The organism is Streptomyces sp. MMCC 100, assembly GCF_041538145.2.
In the GTDB taxonomy this organism is placed as follows: domain Bacteria; phylum Actinomycetota; class Actinomycetes; order Streptomycetales; family Streptomycetaceae; genus Streptomyces.
In genome coordinates this window covers 6,668,940-6,683,250 of the sequence record NZ_JBGORK020000001.1, presented here as the reverse complement: position 1 = coordinate 6,683,250, position 14,311 = coordinate 6,668,940, and the positions used below count along the sequence as shown (strand labels likewise).

Below are 14,311 nucleotides of genomic sequence, written 5' to 3'. Positions count from 1 at the left end.
GGCAAGCCGTCCGCGCCGTGCGGCGGATGGCGTTGCTGCCATGGTAGGTGGAGGCGGCAGCGTCCGCCGAAGCCTGTGGATAACGCTCTGACCTGCCGGTTCGCCGATTCGCCGACGCCGTCCGCGGTCAGGAGCAAACGGTCCCGGCCGCCGGCACCTTGCCGTCGAGCAGATAGCCGTGCACCGCGTCCTGCACGCACCGGTTCTTGCTGTCGTAGGCACCGTGCCCCTGACCCTTGTAGGTCAGTTCCACGCCGACGCCCTTGCCCAGCGCGTCCACCATCCTGCCGGCGCCCTCGTAGGGCGTCGCGGGGTCGCCGGTGTTGCCGATCACCAGGATCGGCGGCGCACCGGGCGCGCCGACGTCGGGATGGTCGGCGGCTCCGGCGACCGGCCAGTCGGTGCAGCTGAGCATGGACCAGGCGAGGTAGTCCACGAACAGCGGGGAAGCGTCCCGGAACTCGGGCAGCTTGCGTTCCACGTACGCGGTGTCGTACCGGGGCTTGTCGTCGGCGCAGTTGATGGCGACGTTGGCGGCGGTGATGTTGCTGTACTCGCCGTCCTCGTTGCGCCCGTTCAACGCGTCCGAGAGCACCATGAGGACCCGCCCGTCCCCGTCGTACGCCTGCTCCAGGCCCTCGGTGAGGTACTCCCAGAAGTCCTTCGAGTACAGCGCCTGCGCGATGCCGCCGGTCGCGGCGGTCTCGGTGAGTTCGCGGGGGAAGACGCCGGGGATCGGTTTGCGGTCGAGGTCCTTCAGCAGCCGGGCGATGCGCGCCTTGACGTCCTCGGCCGTGTCCCCGACGGGACAGTCCTCGGCCTTCGACACACAGTCCTCGGCGAAGTTGTCGAGCGCCAGCTGGAATCCCTTCGCCTGGCCCAGCGAGCTCTGTTCCGAGGTCTGCGTCGGGTCGACGACCGCGTCGAAGACGGCACGGCCCACGTGCTTCGGGAAGAGGTGGGCGTAGACGCCGCCGAGTTCGGTGCCGTAGGAGATGCCGAAGTAGTGCAGCTTGTCGTCGCCGAGTACCTGGCGCATCAGGTCCATGTCGCGGGCGGCGTCGGTCGTGCGCACGCGCGGAAGGATCTTCTTCGAGTTCTTCTCGCAGGCCGCGTTGAACTTCTCCGTGTTGTCCACCAACTCCGTGCGCTCGGCCCGGTCGTCGGGCGTGGCGTCCTGCTGGAAATAGGTGTCGAGCTGTTTGTCGTCCAGGCACTCCACGGGGTCGCTGCGGCCGACGCCGCGCGGATCGAAGCTGACCAGGTCGTAGCGGGTGCGCAGTTTCGCGTAGTCCTGGCCGAACGCGGGCAGTGTGGTGACGCCCGATCCGCCCGGCCCGCCGAAGTTGAAGACGAGCGATCCGATCCGCCGGTCCGCCTCGCCGCCGGCCTTGGCCCGGATCAGCGCGAGGCCGATCGTGTCACCTTTGGGGTCGTCCCAGTCGAGCGGCGCCTTCATGGTGGCGCACTGCCACTTGTCACCGTCCGGCAGCGGGGAGGGGGCGGCGCCGCCCCCCTCTGCCTCGGACGGCGCCGGGCAGTCCTTCCAGCCGAGCTTCTGGTCCTTCAGGTTCTCGTCGTCCTCCTGGGACCCGCCGCCGCAGCCCGCCAGCAGGACGGACAGCGTGACGGCGGTGGCGGTCAGGGCGGCGGCGCGCAGCCGGGAGGGATTCGGCATGCGTCCATCGTGCGGTCGCGCGGGAGCACCCGCTCGGGACCAGGGCCGTACGAGGTACGGAGAGCACACCCGTGTCCGGTTACAGCGCCTCTTTGCGCGTGAGGTGGTTGAAGACCAGCCAGCCCGGCAGTACCGGCAGCCACAGGGTGAGCAGCCGGTAGAGCAGGACCGCGGGCGCGGCGACCTCCTTGGGGAGGCCGACGGCGATCAGACCGACCGTCAGTGTCGCCTCGACCGCGCCCACACCGCCCGGCGTCGGCGCGGCGGACCCCAGGGCGTTGCCCGCGAGGAAGACGACCGCGACGCTCGCCAGACTGATCGACGACGACTCGTCACCGAAGGCGCGGATCGAGGCGTCCAGGCACATCACGAAACAGGCGGTGAGCAGCAGCATGCCGCCGATACCGGTGATCAGCTTCTGCGGTCGCTGCAGCACGTCCAGCATGCGCGGCACGACCCCGGCGAAAAGCGACCGCACGCGCGTGACGACGAATTTGCGCAGGAACGGCACGGACGTCACCACGAGCACCAGCACCGCCACGGTCAGCAGGCCCGCGATGACCGTCCGGGACGGCGACAGCGACGGCGTCTTCTCGGTGCCGGTCAGATAGCCGAAGGACAGCAGCATCAGGATGTGGCAGCCGAGCCCGAACAGCTGGGACGCGCCGACACTCGCCACCGCGAGCCCCGGCCGCACGCCCGCACGTTGCAGGAAGCGGGTGTTCAGGGCGACGCCACCGACCGCCGCGGGGGCGACGATCTTCACGAACGACCCGGCGACCTGCGCGGCCACGGTCCGCAGGAAGGGCACTCTCTCGGGCACGAAGCCCAGCAGCGACATCGCAGCCGCGACGTAACTCGCCGCCGAGAACAGCACGGCCGCGGCCACCCAGCCCCACTGGGCGTTCGAGATCAAGGGGCCGAACTCGATGTGGGTGAGCTGCGTCAGCAGGAAGTAGGCGCCGATCGCGCCGGCGATGAAGCTGATCAGCGTGCGTGGCCGTACCCGCTCCAGACGGGCCGGTTCGACGGGGGCCTGCGGCCTGATGCGCAGCACCGCGTGGCGGATCAGGGTGAGCAGGTCCTCCTCGCGCGCCTCCTCGATGGCCTCGTCCACGGCCCGCTTCTCGGCCCGCTGCTCGGCACGTACGGCCTTCTTGTCCGGCTTGTCCGGTTTCTCGGGTTGGGTCGGCTTGTCGGTTCTCTCGGACGCGGGGCTCGTGGCGTCGCTGCCGGCCGCCTCCGCGCGGGCCAGCTTGGCCTGGCGGGACGACTCCAGGACCGCCTCGCGCTCGCGCTGGGCCCGTTCCCGCGCCAGCTTGCGCAGGGTCGCGCGCGTGGAGCGGCTGAGCGCGATGGGCTGGAGCATGGGCAGGCAGTCCGCCACGGTGTCGGGGCCGAGCACACCCACCGCCGACGCGACCGCGCGTTCGGCACCCACCCGCAGGCCGAGCGTCACCAGGAGCTGGGAGATGTCCATGCGCAGCAGCAGGTCGCCGGCGGCGATCTCGCCGATGCGCAGGTCGGTGAGGATCACCGTGCCGGAACGATCCACCAGGATCGCGTCGCCCACCAGCCTGCGGTGCGCGATGCGCCGGGACTGCAGGGCCTGTACCTGCTCCCAGGTGTCGCGCAGCAGGTCGTCGGTGATCTCCTCGTCCGCCAGCGAGTCCAGGGAGCGCCCGCCGGTGTGCTCGTAGACGAGCATCACGGCGTCGGGACCCAACTCCGATGTGGCGATCAGCTTGGGCGCGTTGGCGCCGGCCGCGATGGCCGCGTAGGCGAGCAGTGCCTCCTGCTCCAGGGCCTGCCGCAGCGAGGGAAGGCTGCTGCGGGTGGCGAAGCCGCGCAGCGTCAGATTGCGCCACGCCCGGTAGAAGAAGCCCTGCGCCTGCTGCTCCCGGTCCACCACCGTCACGTCGAGCGGCCGGCCGTCCTCCAGCGTGACGAAATAGCGGCGGCCGCGGTCACCGGTCTCGACGCTGTCCGACGGTGCCTCCTGCCGGGCGGCGGTCACCGGCCGGAAGCCGACGTGCCGCAGGCCCGCCATCAGGGTCCGGCCGGTGGGGCGCACGTTGGGGGAGCCGACGGCATACAGGGTGCCGTAGGCGACGGTCCAGCCGATGAGGACGGTCAGGATGATCGAGAAGGGTGTCGTGTAACCGGTGACGAGCATCGAGAAGGCGTCGAGGAGCAGCACGATCCACAGCACCGCGCGCCAGCGGGGTCTGCGGGACATGCCGACGGCCGTCATGTACGCGATGACCGGTGCGAGGTAGCCGTGCACGGGGTCGGTCAGCGCGTGGATGTCGCCCGGCGACGGCTGGGTGAGCGCCTCCTGGATCGAGCCGGGAGCGGCCTTGGCGACCCACAGGTCGGTGGCGAGGGTCACCCCGTGTGCGAGGACCGCCGCCAGCACGCCGTCGGCGATCCGCAGCCCGTCCCGTTTGATCAGCCGCTCGATCGCGAACGCGACCGGCACCAGAAGGATCGCGATGCTGGAGGCCAGTCCCGCGATCTTGATGAGCAGGTCGGGAGCCTGTCCCGTGCCCTTGTTGATGTCCTGTTCGAGGCCCGAGGTGGTGCCGTGCGCGAAGGCGGCGATGGCGAGGAGCACGGCGACGGCGAGCACGCCCACCAGGAGGCGCACCAGGTCGGAGGGGCGGTGCACGCGCGCGGGGAGCAGGGGTTCGTCGCCCTCGACCTCGTCGATGTGTGCCACGTCGTCGGGGTCCGCGGCCGTCGCCGACGGGCCCTCGGTCGTCCGGTCGCCGGTCTTCCCGCCGCCCGCGTCCGCGGTGTCCGGGCGCGACGAAGAGTCAGAGGTGCCCTCGGCGTCCTCGGGGTGCACACCCTGCTGCTTCATCGCCTCTTCTTGCTCTCGTATCACTGGTCACCGCCCGCACGATGGTGGCATGCCGCGTCGGCCTCGGCAGGCATCAGGGTGCCCGTGCGGGCCGCACAGTCTGCCCGAAGCGCCGCTTCCGGGCGAGGGACGCGGGCCCTCGGGAGTGCCCCGCGTTGTCGGCGGGGTGCGGCAGGATGGGGCGGATGAGCGAGCAGAGCCTTCCGGACGGCATCCGTCCGGAGAACGCGGACGCGCTGCCCGAGTACGCCGAGCGGGTCCTCGACGTGACCGAACTGATCCCGCCCGGCCGCGTCATGACGTACGGAGACGTGGCCGAGTACCTGGAGGAGGGAGGACCCCGCCAGGTCGGCCGCGTGATGTCCCTCTACGGGGGAGGCGTCCCCTGGTGGCGTGTCGTCCGCGCGGACGGGGCCCTGCTCGCGGGGCACGAGCTGGAGGCGATCGACCGCTACCGCGAAGAGGGCACGCCCCTGAAGGAGGCGAGCAGAGCCGCCGAGGGCCACCTGCCGCGCCTCGACCTGAAGCGGGCGCGGTGGGACGGCGGCCAAAGCGCACAAGGACACGGCGGACGTGCGCAGGGCGGCAGCGGACGCGCACAGGGTCACACCTGACAGCTTCCGCCATGCGACCTGTCGATGTGTGACCTGTGATCCGTACGAGGTAAACCGGACAGTTCGGGCATGTCCGTGGCATGGCGTACGTTCGTGGGGCAGGGATCGTTCGTGCCGTGAGTGACGCGATGGACGCGAGGGAAGAAGGGGAAGCGCTGCTTCCGCCTCTTCCGTCGGCGTAGCGTCGGCCGCACGCGTCCCCCTCATCCCGTGGCCACCGCCCCACCCGCGGCGCGGACGGCCCACCAGCACACCCACCAGGACCGGCGAACCACGTGAGCTCCTCTTCCTCCAGCGGACACCCGTCGCACCCCCAGGTGCGGCGGGGGAGCCGTGGCGCTTACCGACTGGTGCGTACCCCGCCGGCACGCATGGACCCCCCTCGTCTGGACGCCGCACAGCGTGCCGTGGTTGACCACCGGGCCGGACCGCTGCTCGTCCTGGCGGGGCCGGGCACCGGCAAGACCACCACACTGGTCGAGTCGGTGGCGGACCGGATCGCACAGGGCGGCGACCCCGAGCGCATCCTGGTGCTGACCTTCAGCCGCAAGGCGGCCGTCGAGCTGCGCGACCGGATGGCACTGCGCATCGGCGCCGCGCGTGCCCCTCGGGCGACGACCTTTCACTCCTTCGGCTACGCCCTGGTCCGCGCCCACCAGGACAGCGACCTGTTCGTGGAGCCCCTGCGGCTGCTGTCCGGCCCGGAGCAGGATGTGACCGTGCGCGAGCTGCTCGCCGGGCAGGTGGACCTGGAACGGCTCGGGCTCGCCCATGTGCGCTGGCCCGACGAGCTGCGCGCCTGCCTGACCACCCGCGGCTTCGCCGACGAGGTCCGCGCGGTGCTCGCCCGCAGCCGGGAACTGGGGCTGGGCCCGGACGCGCTCGGGGCCTTCGCCCGGCGCATCGGCCGCCCCGACTGGCGCGCCGCCGCCGTCTTCCTCGCCGAGTACCTCGACGTGCTCGACCTCCAGGGCGTGCTCGACTACGCGGAACTGGTCCACCGCGCGGTGCTCCTCGCCCGCCGTCCCGAGGTCGCCGCGCACCTGACCGCCCAGTACGACGCGGTGTACGTCGACGAGTACCAGGACACCGACCCGGCCCAGGTACGGCTGCTGCACGCCCTGGCGGGCGGCGGGCGCACCCTCGTCGCCTTCGGTGACCCCGACCAGTCGATCTACGCCTTCCGGGGCGCCGATGTGAACGGCATCCTGGACTTTCCGGCCGCCTTCCCGCGCGCGGACGGCCGTCCGGCGCCGGTCGCGGTCCTGCGGACCTCACGCCGGTCCGGGGCTGCCCTGCTGGCTGCCACCCGGCTGCTGACCCAGCGCATGCCGCTGACCCGCCTTCCCGCCGACAAGGTCCGCGCCCACCGCGAGCTGACCCCGGTACGGGACGGCGGGCGCGTCGAGGCGTACACGTACCCGACCTCCGGCACCGAACTGGACAACATCGCCGACATCCTGCGCAGGGCGCACTTGGAGGACGGCGTTCCGTGGGGCGACATGGCCGTCCTGGTGCGCGCCGGCTCACGCACCATCCCCACGCTCCGCCGCGCCCTCACCGCGGCCGGCGTCCCCCTCGACATCGACGGCGACGACCTCCCGCTGCGCCACGAACCCGCGGTGGCACCCCTGCTGACGGCACTGCGAGCCGTGGCGGAGGCGGAGACGGGCGCGGGGGAGCAGCCCGGGGCGGGCGCGGACACGGCGGGGGAACCGCTGCCCGACACGGCCACCGGCACGCGTGACATCGGCGAAACCGCGCCCGCGGAGCGCGCCGACGACGCGCCGCGCGCGACCGAAGCCGAGGACGTGCCGCGCACGACCGATGCCGAGGACGCGCCGCGCAGGACCGATGCCGACGACGCGCCGCGAGCGACCGACGCCGATGCGGCCCCCGACGCGGCCGCCAAGGACGAATCCGTACCCGACACCGACACCGACACCGACACCGACGCCGACACGGAGGCAAAGCCCCCGCGCGGTGAACGCGCGCCCCGCGCGTACGATCCGTGCTGGCTCCCCACCGAGACCGCCCTCACCCTGCTCACCTCGCCCCTCGCCGGCATGGACGCCGCGGACCTGCGCCGACTCGGCCGCGCCCTGCGCGACGAGCAGCGCGCCGCCGGCAACCCGTTGCCGCCGCCCTCGGACGAACTCCTCGCTTGGGCGCTGGCCGAGCCGGAGCGGCTCGCCGTGCACGACCCCGCGTACGCGCGCGGCGCACAGCGACTCGGCGCGCTGCTGCGCAAGGCACGTGAGCGCCTGGCGGGAGGCGGCAGCGCCGAGGAAGCGCTGTGGGACCTGTGGGACGGCACGCCGTGGCCCACCCGTCTGGAACGCTCCGCCCGGCGCGGCGGCGCGGCCGGACGCAACGCCGACCGCGACCTGGACGCCGTGTGCGCACTGTTCGCGACGGCCGCCCGCGCGGAGGAGCGCACCGGCGGCCGGGGCGCCCTGAACTTCCTGGAGCAGATCGATGCCGAGGACATCGCCGCCGACACCCTCACGCGGCGTGCCGTACGCCCCGACGCCGTCCGCCTGATGACCGCGCACCGCGCCAAGGGGCTGGAGTGGCGGCTGGTCGTCGTCGCCGGCGTCCAGGAGGGCCTGTGGCCGGACCTGCGCCGCCGCGGCTCCCTGCTGGAGGCCGACCGGATCGGCCGCGACGGACTCGCCGAACCCCTCACCCCCGGGGCCCTGCTCGCCGAGGAGCGCCGCCTGTTCTACGTGGCCGCCACCCGCGCGCGTGAACGGCTCGTCGTCACCGCGGTGAAGGCACCGGCCGACGACGGGGACCAGCCTTCCCGGTTCCTGACCGAACTCGGCGTCGAACCCGCCGACGTCACCGGCCGTCCGCGCCGCCCCCTCGCCGTCGCGGCGCTCGTCGCCGAACTGCGCGCCACCACCGTCGACCCCCGTGTCTCCGCACCCCTGAGGGAGGCCGCCGCGCGCCGCCTGGCCCGCCTCGCCGCCCTGACCGACGAGGACGGCCGGCCCCTGGTGCCCTCCGCCCACCCCTACCGGTGGTGGGGCATGTGGGACCCGACCGAGAGCAAGGTGCCGCTGCGCGACCGCGACCAGCCCGTCACGCTCTCCGGCAGCGCCCTGGACCAGTTGGCCAACACCTGCGCCCTGCAGTGGTTCCTCGGCCGTGAGGTGAAGGCCGACGCGCCGGCGACCACGGCCCAGGGCTTCGGCAACGTGGTGCACGTGCTCGCCGACGAGGTGGCCTCCGGACACACACCGGCCGACCTCTCCGTCCTCATGGAGCGCCTGGACTCGGTGTGGAACGCGCTCGCCTTCGACGCGCCGTGGAAGTCGGCGCAGGAGAAGGCCAACGCGCGCGTGGCGCTCGAACGCTTCCTGAAGTGGCACGTCATGGACCGCGTCGGGCGCACCCCGGTGGCGAGCGAGCACGACTTCGACGTGACCCTGGAGGCGGGCGACTACGAGGTCCGCATCCGCGGCCAGATGGACCGGGTGGAGGCCGACGGCGACGGCCGCGCCTACGTCGTGGACTTCAAGACCGGCAAGCAGGCGCCCACGTCCGCGGAGGTGGCCCGCCACCCGCAGCTCGCCGTGTACCAGCTCGCCGTCCGCGAGGGCGCCGTCGACGAGGCCTTCGACGGCGTGCGCCCCGAACCGGGCGGCGCCGAACTCGTCCACCTGCGCCAGGGCGCGCCCAAGCGGGACGGCGGGGAGACCCTGCCCAAGGTCCAGGCGCAGGAGTCGCAGGAGGGGCCGGAGGGCGAGTGGGTCGGCGACCTGCTGGCCACGGCCGCCGGCAAGGTCCTCGACGAACGGTTCACCCCGACCACGGGCCAGCACTGCACCCACTGCGCCTTCCGTGCGTCGTGCAGCGCGCGGCCCGAGGGCCGGCACGTCGTGGAGTGAGCGACGGGACCAGCCGGTGTGCGGCGCGCCGGGGCTTCCGAGCGAGCGGAAGCCACCGAGCCCACAGAACCCACAGAGCCCACAGAAGCCGAGTGGCCGGTGTCACCGGTGTGACAAGTCGCACCACCCCGGCTGACCTGCGCTTCCCCCGGCCCCTGAGGACATCCGGCACCCGCTGTCAGTGACCGCCGCTAGCCTCTCTGACGTGCCCGCCCACATCACCGATCCCGAGCAGCTCAAGGAGCTCCTCGGCATCCCCTTCACCCCCGAGCAGACGGCCTGCATCGTCGCGCCGCCCGCCCCGCAGGTGATCGTGGCCGGAGCCGGATCGGGCAAGACGACGGTGATGGCGGCACGCGTGGTGTGGCTGGTCGGCACCGGCCAGGTCGCCCCGGAACAGGTCCTCGGCCTCACCTTCACCAACAAAGCGGCCGGCGAACTCGCCGAACGCGTCCGCAAGGCCCTGATCAGAGCGGGCGTGACCGACCCGGACGCGATCGACCCGGACCACCCGCCGGGCGAGCCCGCGATCTCGACGTACCACTCCTTCGCGGGCCGCCTCCTGACCGACCACGGCCTGCGCCTCGGGCTGGAGCCGACCTCCCGACTGCTCGCCGACGCCACCCGCTACCAGCTCGCCGCGCGGGTCCTGCGCGAGGCCCCCGGCCCCTATCCGGCGCTCACCCGGTCCTTCGCCGACCTGGTCAGCGACCTCCTCGCCCTCGACGCCGAACTCGCCGAGCACCTCGTACGCCCCGAGGACCTGCGCACCTGGGACGCCGGCCTCCTGGGCACCCTGGAGGGCGTCCGGCTCAGCAACGCCGACCTGCGCAAGGTCCCCGAAGCGGCCGCCGCCCGCCGCGAACTGGCCGACCTGGTGATCCGCTACCGGGCCGCCAAACGCCGGCAGGACCTGCTCGACTTCGGCGACCAGATCGCCCTGTCCGCGCAGCTCGCCGGGCTCCCCGAGGTGGGCCGCGCCCTGCGCGACGAGTACCGGGTCGTGCTGCTCGACGAGTACCAGGACACCTCGGTGGCCCAGCGCATCCTCCTGGCGGGATTGTTCGGCGGCGGCACCGGCCACCCCGTGACCGCCGTGGGCGACCCCTGCCAGGCGATCTACGGCTGGCGCGGCGCCTCCGTCGCCAACCTCGACGACTTCCCCGAACACTTCGCCCACGCGGACGGGCGGCCCGCGGCCCGGCAGGCGCTCAGCGAGAACCGCCGCAGCGGCGGCCGCCTCCTCGACCTCGCCAACGGCCTCGCCGAGCCCCTGCGCGCCATGCACGCGGGCGTGGAGGCCCTGCGACCCGCCCCGGGCGCCGAACGCGACGGCACGGTCCGCTGCGCCCTGCTGCGCACCCACGCCGAGGAGATCGACTGGATCGCCGACTCGGTCGCCCACCTCGTGCGCACCGGCAAGGCGCCGGGTGAGATCGCCGTCCTGTGCCGCACGGCGACCGACTTCGCCGAGATCCAGGGCGCCTTGGTGGCCCGCGACGTCCCCGTGGAGGTCGTCGGCCTCTCCGGGCTGCTGCACCTGCCCGAGGTGGCCGATCTGGTCGCCGTCTGCGAAGTCCTCCAGGACCCGGGCGCCAACGCTTCCCTGGTCCGGCTGCTCTCCGGACCACGCTGGCGCATCGGCCCGCGCGATCTCGCCCTCCTGGGCCGCCGCGCCCGGCTGCTCGTGAGCCACGCGCGCGTGGAGGGCGACGACGACCCCGACCGGAGGCTCGCCGAGGCCGTCGAGGGAGTCGACCCGTCCGAGGTGATATCGCTCGCGGACGCCCTCGACACCTTCCTGGAGACGCCGCTGGACGGCACCGGGGACGACGACGGGCTCCCCTTCTCACCGGACGCCCGCGTGCGGTTCGCACGGCTGGCCACCGAACTGCGCGAGCTGCGCCGAGCCCTTTCCGACCCGCTCATGGACGTCCTGCACCGTGTCCTCGCCGTCACCGGCCTGGAGGTCGAGCTGTCGGCCTCCCCGCACGCCCTGGCCGCCCGCCGCCGCGAGACCCTGTCCAACTTCCTCGACGTCGCCGCGTCCTTCGCCGCGAGCGACGGCGAGGCCAGCCTCCTGGCCTTCCTCGGCTTCCTGCGTACCGCCGCCCAGTACGAGAAGGGCCTGGACAACGCGCTGCCCGGCGGGGAGAACACCGTCAAGGTGCTCACCGCCCACAAGTCCAAAGGCCTCGAGTGGGACGTCGTCGCCGTACCCGGCCTCGTCACCGGCACCTTCCCCAGCGGCCAGGGCCGCGAGAAGTGGACCGCCCAGGGCAAGGTGCTGCCGCACGGCCTGCGCGGCGACGCCGACACCCTGCCCGACGTCGAGTCCTGGGACTCCCGTGGCCTGAAGGCCTTCCAGGAGGCCATGAAGGACCACCAGCACACCGAGGAGCTCCGCCTCGGCTACGTCACCTTCACCCGACCCCGCTCCCTGCTCCTCGGCTCCGGCCACTGGTGGGGGCCCAGCCAGAAGAAACCCCGCGGACCGTCCGACTTCCTCACGGCCCTCTACGAGCACTGTGCCGCCGGACACGGCGAGATCGAGGCCTGGGCGGACGAACCGGCCGAGGACGAGGAGAACCCGGCCCTGCACCGGGCGACCGTCGACGAGGTCTGGCCCCTGCCCCTGGACGACGAGGCGCTCGCCCGGCGCCGGGCAGCCGCGGAGACGGTCCTCGCCCACCTGGACGCCCTCGACACCCGGCAGGAAGGCCTTCCCGCCGCCCCCGACACCTACGACGACCCGGACTGGCCGCCGCCCCCCGACGACGACGAGGCGCTACCGGACGAAGCGGACGCCGACCGGGCCGGGGACCCCGCCGACTGGGACACCTGGACCACTGACCGTCCGACCGACCCGGAAGCCGGCCCCACCCGCCCGCGCAGCGGCCCCGCGGCCCCGCAGGACAGCCCCACCGTCCCGCACCAGGCGGCTCCCCCCGAAGAGCCTCCAGGCGCGGCCCCGGCCCCCGGGTCCGCCCCCGCGCACCTCACCCCGGAAGAGGCCCGTACCGTCGCCTCCTGGGACCGCGACCTCGACGCGCTCACCGGCGAGCTCCTGCGCGCCCGCGAGAGCGTCACCGAGGTGCCCCTTCCGGCGTCGCTGACCGCTTCCCAGCTGCTGAGTCTGGCCGCCGACCCGGACGGTTTCGCCCAGGAGCTGGCCCGCCCCATGCCCCGCCCGCCCCAGCCCGCAGCCCGCCGCGGCACCCGTTTCCACGCCTGGGTGGAGGCACGGTTCGAACCGCTGACGCTGCCCCTGCTGGAACCGGAGGAGCTGCCGGGCGGCGACGCCGAGATCGCCGACGAACAGGACCTGGAGTTCCTGAAGGACGCCTTCGAGCGCACCGAGTACGCCCGCCGCACGCCGTTCCGCGTAGAGGCGCCCTTCCAGCTCTCGCTGGCCGGCCGGGTCGTACGCGGCCGCATCGACGCCGTCTACAAGGAAGGCGACGGGGCGACCGCGACGTACGAGATCGTCGACTGGAAGACGAACCGCGCCGCCACCGCGGACCCGCTCCAGCTCGCGCTCTACCGCATCGCCTGGGCCGAGCAGCAGCGCGTACCGCCCGCCTCGGTGACGGCCGCCTTCCTGTACGTACGCACCGGCGAGGTCGTACGGCCCGAGGGACTGCCGGACCGTGCGGCGCTCGAGAAACTGCTGCTGGCCGAGCCGGTCGGTGACGAACCGCACGATCGGAGTGTCCGCGCGGGCCGATAGGCTCGTAAGCATGAGCCACCCCGTTGACAATGCTGTCAGCGCTGTCCGCACGTACATCGAACAGCACCGCGCCGCCTTCCTCGACGACCTCGTCGACTGGCTGCGCATCCCGTCCGTGTCGGCCCAGCCCGACCACGCGACCGATGTGCGCCGCAGCGCCGACTGGCTCGCCGCCAGACTGAAGGAGACCGGCTTCCCGACCGCCGAGGTCTGGCCCACCCCAGGCGCCCCGGCGGTCTTCGCCGAGTGGCCCTCCGGGGACCCGCAGGCACCGACGGTCCTCGTCTACGGCCACCACGACGTACAGCCCGCAGCACGCGAGGACGGCTGGAACAGCGAGCCCTTCGAGCCCGTCGTCCGCGAGAACCGTCTCTACGCGCGCGGGGCGGCCGACGACAAGGGGCAGGTGTTCTTCCACACACTCGGCGTCCGCGCCCACCTCGCCGCCACCGGCCGCACCGCCCCCGCGGTGAACCTCAAGCTGCTGATCGAGGGCGAGGAGGAATCCGGCTCCCCGCACTTCCGCGCCCTCGTCGAGGAGCGCGCCGAGCGGCTCGCCGCCGACGCGGTGATCGTCTCCGACACCGGCATGTGGTCCGAGGACACCCCCACGGTCTGCACCGGCATGCGCGGGCTCGCCGAGTGCGAGATCCGGCTGTACGGCCCCGACCAGGACATCCACTCGGGATCCTTCGGCGGCGCGGTCCCCAACCCGGCCACCGCCGTCGCCCGCCTCGTGGCCGCCCTGCACGACGAGCACGCGCGCGTGGCGATCCCGGGCTTCTACGACGGCGTGATCGAACTCACCGACCGCGAACGCGAGCTCTTCGCCGAGCTGCCCTTCGACGAGGGGCAGTGGCTGCGCACGGCCAAGTCGTACGCCGCCCACGGCGAAGCCGGACACACCACCCTGGAGCGCGTCTGGGCCCGCCCCACCGCCGAGGTCAACGGCATCGGCGGCGGCTACCAGGGCCCCGGCAGCAAGACGATCGTTCCGTCGTCCGCCATGGTGAAGCTCTCCTTCCGCCTCGTCGCGGGCCAGGATCCGGACCACGTGGAGAAGGCCGTCCGTGCCTGGGCCGCCGAGCAGGTGCCTCCGGGCATCCGCTGCGAGATCACCTTCGGCTCCGCCACCCGCCCCTGCCTGACGCCGCTGGACCACCCTGCTCTGCAGTCCGTGGTCCGCGCGATGGGCCGGGCCTTCGACAAACCGGTCCGCTTCACCCGGGAAGGCGGCTCCGGACCGGCCGCCGACCTCCAGGAGGTCCTCGGCACCCCGGTGCTGTTCCTCGGCATCTCCGTCCCGTCCGACGGCTGGCACGCCCCCGACGAGAAGGTGGAACTGGACCTGCTCCTCAAGGGCGTCGAAACCTCCGCCCACCTCTGGGGCGACGTGGCGGAGTACTGGCGTCACGCGCCTTGAGCGCCGCGCACGGTCCGGGACCCGACCGGCATCGCGCGCGGCACACTGGAAAGGCCGCCCCGCACCGCCGAGCCCTCCCGGACCCGGTCACCACCCGCCGTACG

General features: G+C 73.1%; 6 protein-coding genes. 4 read left to right on the top strand and 2 right to left on the bottom strand.

Features of this window, described 5'->3' with window-relative positions:
* Window positions 1-127 precede the first annotated feature (127 nt).
* Together ABS735_RS30745 and ABS735_RS30740 are read right to left on the bottom strand one after the other, a co-directional pair.
* Window positions 128-1,678 carry an alpha/beta hydrolase gene (locus tag ABS735_RS30745; RefSeq protein WP_373902531.1) on the bottom strand — a complete coding sequence of 517 codons (1,551 nt, stop codon included), beginning with the start codon at window positions 1,676-1,678 and terminating at the stop codon, window positions 128-130.
* A 79-nt stretch (window positions 1,679-1,757) separates the two neighbouring features.
* Entirely contained in the window at window positions 1,758-4,544 is a 2,787-nt protein-coding gene (locus ABS735_RS30740) for a lysylphosphatidylglycerol synthase domain-containing protein (protein ID WP_373902530.1), read from the bottom strand.
* A 185-nt stretch (window positions 4,545-4,729) separates the two neighbouring features.
* Between ABS735_RS30740 and ABS735_RS30735 the strand changes: the two genes are divergently transcribed.
* The 4 genes from ABS735_RS30735 to ABS735_RS30720 all read left to right on the top strand — a co-directional run bounded on the left by ABS735_RS30735 (window position 4,730) and on the right by ABS735_RS30720 (window position 14,207).
* On the top strand, window positions 4,730-5,158 hold the full coding sequence (locus tag ABS735_RS30735) for an MGMT family protein (protein ID WP_373902529.1): 429 nt from the start codon (window positions 4,730-4,732) through the stop codon (window positions 5,156-5,158).
* A 371-nt stretch (window positions 5,159-5,529) separates the two neighbouring features.
* Window positions 5,530-9,054, top strand: a complete 3,525-nt coding sequence (locus ABS735_RS30730; RefSeq protein ID WP_373902528.1) for an ATP-dependent helicase — start codon at window positions 5,530-5,532, stop codon at window positions 9,052-9,054.
* 205 nt (window positions 9,055-9,259) lie between these two features.
* Window positions 9,260-12,784 carry a UvrD-helicase domain-containing protein gene (locus ABS735_RS30725; protein ID WP_373902527.1) on the top strand — a complete coding sequence of 1,175 codons (3,525 nt, stop codon included), beginning with the start codon at window positions 9,260-9,262 and terminating at the stop codon, window positions 12,782-12,784.
* A 10-nt stretch (window positions 12,785-12,794) separates the two neighbouring features.
* Window positions 12,795-14,207, top strand: a complete 1,413-nt coding sequence (locus ABS735_RS30720; RefSeq protein ID WP_373902526.1) for a dipeptidase — start codon at window positions 12,795-12,797, stop codon at window positions 14,205-14,207.
* Window positions 14,208-14,311: the final 104 nt, after the last annotated feature.

Coding starts and splice junctions, on each gene's coding strand:
- ABS735_RS30730 (WP_373902528.1), top strand. CDS start 5,530: ATGGACCCCCCTCGTCTGGACGCCGCACAGCGTGCCGTGGTTGACCAC.
- ABS735_RS30740 (WP_373902530.1), bottom strand. CDS start 4,544: ATGAAGCAGCAGGGTGTGCACCCCGAGGACGCCGAGGGCACCTCTGAC.
- ABS735_RS30735 (WP_373902529.1), top strand. CDS start 4,730: ATGAGCGAGCAGAGCCTTCCGGACGGCATCCGTCCGGAGAACGCGGAC.
- ABS735_RS30745 (WP_373902531.1), bottom strand. CDS start 1,678: ATGCCGAATCCCTCCCGGCTGCGCGCCGCCGCCCTGACCGCCACCGCC.
- ABS735_RS30720 (WP_373902526.1), top strand. CDS start 12,795: ATGAGCCACCCCGTTGACAATGCTGTCAGCGCTGTCCGCACGTACATC.